The organism is Streptococcus sp. 27098_8_70 (assembly GCF_041432215.1).
GTDB classification, from domain to species: Bacteria; Bacillota; Bacilli; order Lactobacillales; family Streptococcaceae; genus Streptococcus; species Streptococcus oralis_CP.
The window spans coordinates 1,205,511-1,213,254 of the sequence record NZ_JAPVZD010000001.1; the positions used below are offsets into that span (position 1 = coordinate 1,205,511).

6 protein-coding genes and 1 riboswitch are annotated in these 7,744 nt (G+C 43.7%); all 6 genes read right to left on the reverse strand.

What is annotated here, in order from left to right:
- Positions 1-11 precede the first annotated feature (11 nt).
- Entirely contained in the window at positions 12-740 is a 729-nt protein-coding gene (locus O3655_RS05695) for an ABC transporter ATP-binding protein (RefSeq protein ID WP_000136201.1), read from the reverse strand.
- The gene (locus tag O3655_RS05700) at positions 740-1,747 is read right to left on the reverse strand and encodes an ABC transporter substrate-binding protein (protein WP_000754537.1); all 1,008 of its coding nucleotides are present in this window, start codon (positions 1,745-1,747) and stop codon (positions 740-742) included. Before O3655_RS05700 ends, O3655_RS05695 begins: the two co-directional genes overlap by 1 nt.
- Before the next feature lie 38 nt (positions 1,748-1,785).
- Positions 1,786-2,544 carry an ABC transporter permease gene (locus O3655_RS05705; protein ID WP_001245135.1) on the reverse strand — a complete coding sequence of 253 codons (759 nt, stop codon included), beginning with the start codon at positions 2,542-2,544 and terminating at the stop codon, positions 1,786-1,788.
- Positions 2,507-2,797 (reverse strand): thiamine-binding protein, encoded by a 291-nt coding sequence (locus O3655_RS05710; RefSeq protein ID WP_000647687.1) that lies wholly within the window; start codon positions 2,795-2,797, stop codon positions 2,507-2,509. The genes O3655_RS05705 and O3655_RS05710 overlap by 38 nt, the downstream gene beginning before the upstream one ends.
- Positions 2,798-2,867: 70 nt before the next feature.
- Positions 2,868-2,970, reverse strand: a riboswitch (TPP riboswitch).
- A gap of 103 nt (positions 2,971-3,073) precedes the next feature.
- Positions 3,074-5,707 (reverse strand): DNA polymerase I, encoded by a 2,634-nt coding sequence (gene polA / locus O3655_RS05715; protein ID WP_308697312.1) that lies wholly within the window; start codon positions 5,705-5,707, stop codon positions 3,074-3,076.
- 129 nt (positions 5,708-5,836) lie between these two features.
- Positions 5,837-7,744, reverse strand: a 1,908-nt coding sequence (locus O3655_RS05720) for an SIALI-17 repeat-containing surface protein (RefSeq protein WP_371641217.1), incomplete at its 5' end; no start/stop codon positions are given.

Below are 7,744 nucleotides of genomic sequence, written 5' to 3' on the forward strand. Positions count from 1 at the left end.
TTCCTAAAAGGCTACGTATTTAATCCCAATTCTGCTAATATTTGTCGTTTGTAGGCAATCTTTTGGACTTCCTTGTCCTCGTCTCCAGACCAATCTAGTTTAATTTCTGAAACAATCTGCCCAGGACGATTTTTCAAGATATAGATGCGGTCGCTGAGATTGAGGGCCTCTTCGATACTATGCGTGATGATGAGGGTCGTCAGCTGTAGCTGTTTGTGAATTTCCAGATACCAAGCATGAAGTTCCATCTTGGTCATCTCATCCAAGGCGCTAAAGGCCTCATCCAAGAGAAAGAGCTTGTGCCCAAAAAGATAGGTCCGAAGCAAGGCTACACGCTGGCGCATCCCTCCGCTGAGTTCGTGAGGATACTTGTCCCGTACCGCTGTCAACTGGAAGGTCGCAAGGATGTCATCCGCTCGGGCAATAGCCTCTGCCTTATCCACCTTTTGAATCAAGAGGGGCAGTATGATATTGCCAAGCACTGTCTTGTGCTCCAAGAGGAGATCCTTTTGCAACATATAACTCACGCGCCCCTTAGGATTTGCCTCGCTATCAAGGATAATTCGCCCAGACTGGACTTCTAAAATCCCAGCGATTAGGTTAAATAGGGTGGTCTTCCCAACACCACTAGGTCCCAGGATAGAAACTACTTCACCTGAAGTCACCTGCAGGTTGATATCTTCTAAAATCTTTTCATCGCCATAGGCATAGCTTACGTGTTCTAGTCTAATTTCTGTCATTATTTTACAAATTCGTTAGTGAAGCCTTTGTCTGTCAAATCTTCTTTAAGGATACCATTTTCTTTATCCCATTTGTAGAAAGCATTCCAGCGAGCTGCGTCAAATTGTCCCCATTTTTCCTTGTCGCTTGCGTATTCTTTTGACAAGTATTTTTGAGATTCGATGACAAAGTCACGTTTTTCCTTGAGTTCAGGTGCATTCTTGATGAGAATATCTGCAGCTTCTTCTGGGTGTTCCATAGCATATTGGTAGCCTTTTTTGATAGCTTGGATGACTTTGCGAGCTTCTTCTTTGTTGTCTTTTAGATAGTCGTTATTTGCGATGATAACTGGTGAGTAGTAGTCAAACTCCTTGACATAGTCTTTCAAGTACATGAAGTTAGCATCTACGCCTTGCGATTTGGCAAGGATACCATCCCAACCGTAGTAGATCCAAGCAGTGTCAAAGACGCCATTGGCAATCGGTGTGATCGAGTTTGAGTCGTTGTTTGGTACTTTTTCGACCTTCTCAAAGTCTCCACCTTGTGATTCTACTAATGTTTTCAACATAGCTAGCTCCGTTGGATCATTCCAAGTACCGTATTTCTTCCCAACCAAGTCCTTTGGACTGCTAACATTGTCAGATTTACGAGAGATGATTCCTGATGTATTATGTTCTACGATAGCAGCAACGGCAGTGATTCCTGCTCCTTTTTCCAATTTTTTAGCCATGTAGTCTTGGAAATAGATGGCAAATGGTGCCTTGCCATTGATCACCAAGTCAGATGAGCTTTCTTCTGGTGGCAATTTCAAGTCAACATCCACTCCAGCTTCTTTGAAATAACCTTTTTCCTTAGCAACATAAAGCCCTGTGTGGTTAGTATTTGGCGTCCAGTCTAGGATAAAGTCAATCTTCTTGAGTTCTGCTTCTTTATTGTCCTTAGAAGCAGTCCCTTGACCACAAGCCACCAGCACGACAGCTACAAGAGCTGTCACAAGCGTTAAAAACACTTTCCATGTTTTCTTCATCTTCATTTCCTCTTTTCTTTTTCTAAAACATCCTTATCTTAGGGACGTTTCCATTTAATCACATATTTTTCACTAATATCGACCAACTTCATACCCAAAAGGCTGATAATCGACACCAGAATAATAATGGCAAACATGGTATCATACTGAAACAGTTTTTTAGACTGAATCATATAAACACCAAGACCTTCAAAACCTCCTAGCCACTCGGACACCACGGTTGTGATAAAGGCGTAGGAGACACTGACCCTCAGACCTGCATAAAAGTAAGGCAGGCTGACCGGGATTTTAAAATGCCACAGGATTTGCCAGGGCTTGGCTCGCATCAGACTAAACAAGGTCAGCATATCCTTGTCACAATGCCTAAATCCATCCAAAATACTGACGATGATAGGGAAGGTTGTCGTCAGGATAATCAAGACAATCTTGGGCAAAATTCCATAGCCTAGCCACAAGACCAGGATAGGGGCTATAGCAATGGTCGGAATGGTCTGAACAACCACCATCATAGGGTAGATAAGATCATTGAGCCAAGTCAGACTGTCCATAAGCACCGCCATGATACAGGCAATCAAGACTCCCAAGACTAGACCTAGCAAAGCCACTCTCAAGGTCGCCCAGCTATGGTGCCAGAGAAATTCTCTGTCACGAACAAAGGCCTGGAGAATTTCAAAGGGAGTTGGTAGGATAAACTTGGGTAAAAGTTTGAATATTCCTGCTAACTGCCAGATTGACAAGACTCCTAGAAAACCCAATAGACTAATATGTCGTCTCAGTATACTTTTCAAGTTTCTCATCAATACTTAAAATTTCTCCTACATTTATTTTGACATTGGCAAAGACATTATCTGCTTCCTGCCCTGCCACTTCTAGCGCGTCTTTGAGAATACGCATGAGCTCATCAAACTCCCCTTCCAAGACCGTTTCAAAAGGTGTCACCACCATGGTCACGGACTGCGCCTGCAGATAAGCAATAACCTGATCGATAATAGCAATTCGATTAATCCCCTGTGATAGGGGCAAGACTTGCAAGGCAATGCTTGCTTTCATAAAAACCTCCTTTTCTCAGGTTTCCCTTTGACAAAAAGAAAACCTCTTCCATATATGGAAAAGGTGCAGAATTCGGCTAAGTATCGTTCCCTACGCTGGCATTACCCAGATCAGGTGCGGTCGAAGTTTAACACTTCCTCTCAGACTGTACACAGACTCCCATATCTTATATGGAAATATAGTAACGCAAATACTAGTAAAAGTCAAGGAAACTGCTTACAGAAACCTATGAAAAAGAGTTTGAAGGCAAATGCTTCAAACTCTTTCATAACTTTCTTATTTAGCCTCGTACCAGGTTGCTCCTTCATTCTCATCAGCAATGAGTGGAACACTGAGCTGGATGGCTTCTTCCATGGTTTGTTTCACTAAAACTTTAACGACTGCTAGTTCTGATTTCGGAACCTCAAGGACGATTTCATCATGCACTTGCAACAGCATCTTGGTCTGATAGCCACCTTCAACTAGAGCCTTATCTAGCTGAATCATAGCAATCTTAAGAATATCTGCTGCCGAACCCTGGATAGGAGAGTTGATGGCAGTCCGCTCTGCAAAACCACGAATGTTGAAGTTACGCGAATTGATATCTGGTAACTCACGACGACGCTTGAAGAGGGTCTCTACATATCCCTTATCACGCGCTTCACGTACCACTTCTTCCATATAGTTTTTGATTCCAGGAAAACGTTCAAAGTAAGTGTCAATGTAGGCTTTGGCCTTCTTACGACTAATACCAAGATTGTTTGCCAAACCAAAATCTGAAATCCCGTAAACCACTCCAAAGTTTACCGCCTTGGCATTACGACGGTCGTTTGGAGTCACATCTTCAGGACGTTCAATGCCAAAGACCCGCATGGCCGTTGAAGTATGGATGTCAGCTCCTTCTTGGAAAGCCTTAATTAAGTGCTCATCTTTAGAAATATGAGCCAAAACGCGCAATTCAATCTGTGAATAGTCCGAGCTGAGCAACACACTATCCTCCCACTCAGGAACAAAAGCCTTACGAATGAGACGACCTTGCTCCAAACGTACAGGAATATTTTGCAAGTTTGGATCCACACTAGACAAACGCCCAGTCTGAGTCAAATCTTGCACATAGCGCGTGTGGATCTTACCATCATCCAAAATCCAGTCCTGCAAGCCAATCACATAGGTAGATTGAATCTTAGCAATCTGACGGTAGTCGAGGATTTTTTTAACAATCGGAGCAATAGGAGCTAGTCGCTCAAGCACATCCACGGCTGTCGAGTAACCTGTCTTGGTTTTCTTGGTGTATTCTAGAGGCAGACCAAGCTTTTCAAAGAGAAGGACGCCTAACTGCTTAGGTGAATTGATATTAAACTCCTCACCAGCCAGTTCGTAAATCTCTTGAGTGAGTTGCTCAATGACGACCTCATTTTCAGCCTGCATTTCAAGTAGGGTTTCTTTTTTGACCTTGATCCCAGCAATTTCCATCTTAGCAAGGACAAAAGCCAGAGGTTGCTCCATGTCATAGAGAAGGTCTAACTGTCCATGTTCACTGAGTTTTTCAAGTAAAACCGGCTCCGTCTCAACCAATACAGCAACCTTGCGAGCCAAGTGCTCCAAGAATTTCTCTCTCTCAGGGATAGCTTTCTTGACCCCCTTACCGTAGAAAGTCTCATCATCGACCAAGTATGTTTGACCGTAGAGATTCGCAATGGTTGAGATTTCATTGTTCTCGACTGTTGAGAGGAGGTATTTGGCCAAACGACTGTCAAAAGCAGGTTCCTGGAGGTTCAAACCCAAGCGATTTAAAAGAACCTTCGCTTTCTTAAAGTCATACACTTTCAGAGGTGTTTTTTCTAAAAATTCCTTGAAAATCGGCTCCTGCAAGAGCTCAAGTTTGTCTGTAGCGTAAAGTTTATCCCCACAAGACCAGGCAAAACCAACCAAATCATCCGTATGGTAATTTTCACCAAAGAGTTCAAAGTGGAAGATGGAGTCTGCGCTCAGCATGTCTTGACTGACGTGGTCAACGATAGTGAAATCCAAACTTTCAGGCGCATCCTTCGACGAAATATTTAGAGCTTGTTTGAGCTGTTTGAAGCCCATCTCATCGTAGAATTTCCCAAGATTTTCCACATCTGGGCCATTATAGACCAAATCATCAAGGCCAATCTCAATCGGTGCCTGAGTCTCAATGGTCGCTAGTGTTTTAGATAAAAAGGCTTGTTCCTTATCATTGATGAGATTTTCCTTCATCTTAGAAGCCTTCATCCCATCAATATTTTCATAAATACCCTCAAGCGAACCATGCTCCAGCAAGAGCTTGATACCCGTCTTTTCACCGATTTTCGTGACACCAGGGATATTATCAGACTTATCCCCCATGAGGGCCTTAAGATCAATGAACTGAGCTGGCGTGAGGCCCATCTTTTCCATGAGATAGTCCGGCGTAAAGGCCTCAAACTCAGCCACACCTTTTTTGGAAATCTCGACCACCGTATGCTCGTCCGTCAACTGGATCAAATCCTTATCTCCACTGACGATAGTCACATCAAAAGAATCCTTCTCAGCCAAACGGCCTAGAGTTCCGATGATATCATCCGCTTCATACTGAGCCAACTCATAATGGCGAATCCCAAGGTGGTCTAACAACTCACGAATGAAGGGAAATTGCTCACGAAACTCATCTGGAGTTTTAGCACGGCCACCCTTGTAGTCTGCATACATCTCTGTTCGGAAAGTCGTCTTGCCTGCATCAAAGGCTACCAAAACATGGCTGGGCTCAACCCGCTCTAAGACATGATTCAACATGAGTTGAAAGCCATAGATTGCATTGGTATGAAGGCCATTAGCATTTTTAAAACGATCCAACTGCTGATAGAGCGCAAAAAAAGCTCGAAAAGCAACTGAAGATCCATCAATTAATAATAATTTTTTCTTGTCCATACACCCATTATAAAGGAAAGCAAGGAAAAATACCATCGGAAAGAGCTGAAAAACGTGGACTTGTCCCTATTTCACCATAAAAAAGAAAAGGACCATTCAAATCCTTTTCTTTTATTGATTTCATGCGATTTATTTATTAAATTTTCTCTTTGCAAATGGTAGCAAACCAAGAAGGAGACCAACAAATCCTAGTGATGCGACTGCTGAAGCATCTTTACTTCCTGTATTTGGAAGGAGTTGCTCATCCGTTGCTGCAGGCGCTTTATAGGTACGATCTTGTTCAGTTCCAAGAGTAGGGTTTGTAGCCAAAGGAGCTACACTGCCAGTGTATTCCGGAACTTCATTTACTGCAGGCTCAATCTTTTCAGCATAGGCTGGAATAGTAGCCACTGCCGGAGCACCACTTTCTCCATAAACTGGAACATTTGCTAGGGCTGGGGCACCACTTTCTCCATAAGCTGGAACATTCGCTAGGGCTGGAGCGCCACTTTCTCCATAAGGCAGAGCATTGTTTACTATTGGTGTTCCGCTTTCTCCATAAGCTGGAACATTCGCTACGACTGGAGCGCCACTTTCTGCATAAGGCGGAGTGTTGTTTACTATTGGTGTACCGCTTTCTCCGTAAGCTGGAACATTCGCTACGGCTGGAGCGCCACTTTCTCCATAAGGCGGAGTGTTGTTTACTATTGGGGCACCGCTTTCTCCGTAAGCTGGAACGTTCGCTACGACTGGAGCGCCACTTTCTGCATAGGCTGGGAGTTCATTTACAGCAGCTTCTACCGCATTTGCACCTTTGTTGTATTCTGGCAACTCTGCAGTTGCAGCTTCTACTGCGTTCACCCCACCTTTAAAGTCTTCAATTTCAAGAACAGCTGACATGACACTACTTAGAGTCTTAATAGCATCCTCATAGTCTACTAAAGCTTGTTGCAAGTCTTTTACTTGACTATTCTTGTCACCAGAAACTTGTAAACTTGATAACTGCGCTTTAATCTTAGCAACTTGCTCTTCTAATTTACTTAGCTCAAGTTTTTTTGCATTACTATTTTCTTCCGCTGCTTCCTTATCTGCTGCAGCCAGTTTAGCTTGATCTTGGCTTGAGAAATCTTCTTGGCTCATCGCTTCGGCCGGTGTCACCTGATCACTGTCTTCTGCTAAGAAATCGTCTAACAAATCTGACGCTTCGATGTCACCTTCTTCGATGGCTTTCAAGATGCCGTCCTTGCCAATCACTTCTTTAGCCGCCTTGATGGCTGCTTCCTTATCAGTGATAGTGGCATCCTTGTTGATGTCGTCGATGGTTGATTTTTCAATTTTTTCTAGGGTAGCGATTAGATCTGAGCGAACTTTTGCTGCTTCTTCCGCCGCTTCCTTGTCAGCTGCAGTTAGCTTGGCTTGGTCTTGGCTTGAAAGTTGAGATTGAGTTTTTGCTTCGGCTGGTGTTACTTGATCGCTGTCCTCTGCCAAAAAATCTGCCAACAAGTCGGACGCTTCGACGTCGCCTTCTTCGATAGCTTTCAAGATAGCATCCTTGCCAATCACTTCTTTAGCTGCCTTAATCGCCGCTTCCTTATCAGTGATAGTGGCATCCTTGTTGATGTCGTCGATGGTTGATTGTTCGATACCTTCAAGCGTTGAAAGCAATTCTGAGCGAACTTTAGTTGCCTCTTCCGCTGCTTCCTTATCTGCTGCAGCAAGTTTGGCTTGGTCTTGGCTTGAAAGTTGAGATTGAGTTTTTGATTCGGCCGGTGTTACTTGTTCACTGTCTTCTGCCAAGAAATCTGCCAATAAGTCTGAGGCATCAATGTCGCCTTCTTCGATAGCTTTCAAGATGGCATCCTTGCCAATCACTTCTTTAGCCGCCTTAATCGCCGCTTCCTTATCAGTGATAGTGGCATCCTTGTTGATGTCATCGATGGTTGATTTTTCGATACCTTCAAGCGTTGAAAGCAATTCGCTGTGAGCTTTTTCTTCCGCAGCTTGCTTAGCTTCTTCCTCTTTCTTAGCCTCCTCGGCTGCTTCCTTGTCTGCTGCAGC